The following is a 766-nucleotide window of genomic DNA, read 5'->3' as shown; positions in this document are numbered from 1 at the left end:
TTTCAGGGGCGCTGGTTTCGGTTTCGGGGTTGAGCCAGACGGGGCCGGCGATTTGCCAGTTGCGGGTTTTGCCTGACCAGCGTTCCGGGTGTTGCGACCGTGCTTTTGCATAGAGACTGGCGCGGCTGACGAGCATTGCGCGATCGAGGCCAGTGTGGCGCGCATCTGGCGTGACGAAGCGGATGGCGCTGTGCAGGTGCTCGCCGTTATACCAGTTGGCGAAGAATTTCACCCAGGCCTGAGCATCGGCCTTGGTAGAAAATCCCTTGGTCGGCCAGTCCGGGCGGTATTTGCAGGTTCGGAACAGAGCTTCGGAGAACGGGTTGTCGTTGCTGACGCGCGGGCGGCTGTAGGATGCGGTGATGCCCAACTTTTCCATCGTCACCTTCATCGTCGCACCCTTCATTGGGCTGCCGTTGTCAGCGTGCAGCACCAGAGGGCGCAGGGCGCAACCCTCGGCCATGACCGCTTGCCGGATCAACATCGCTGCCAGATCCGCGCTCTCGCGTTCATGAACTTCCCAGCCGACGATCTTGCGGCTGAAGATGTCCACGATGAGATAGAGATAGAAGAACATCCCCGCGACCGGCCCCGGCATCCAGGTGATGTCCCAGGTCCAGACTTCGCAGGGTGCGCTGGCCTTGTGGCTGGTGGGCGGTTTGCGCCGGACCGGCGGTCTGGCCCGGCCGCGATGATGTTGCTGCCCATCCGCGCGCAGGATGCGGTAAAAGCTGGACTCAGAGGCCAGATACCGCCCCTGATCAGC

1 protein-coding gene is annotated in these 766 nt (G+C 62.5%); it reads right to left on the bottom strand.

Translation table 11 applies throughout. From position 1 onward, the window contains the following. A partial coding sequence (locus GZH79_RS18835; protein ID WP_211645312.1) for a DDE-type integrase/transposase/recombinase occupies nt 1-766 on the bottom strand: 766 nt, incomplete at both ends.

The organism is Loktanella sp. SALINAS62, assembly GCF_018263905.1.
Classification (GTDB): domain Bacteria; phylum Pseudomonadota; class Alphaproteobacteria; order Rhodobacterales; family Rhodobacteraceae; genus Loktanella.
Note: the sequence above shows the minus strand (reverse complement) of the source record. Positions and strands in the feature narration are given on the sequence as shown.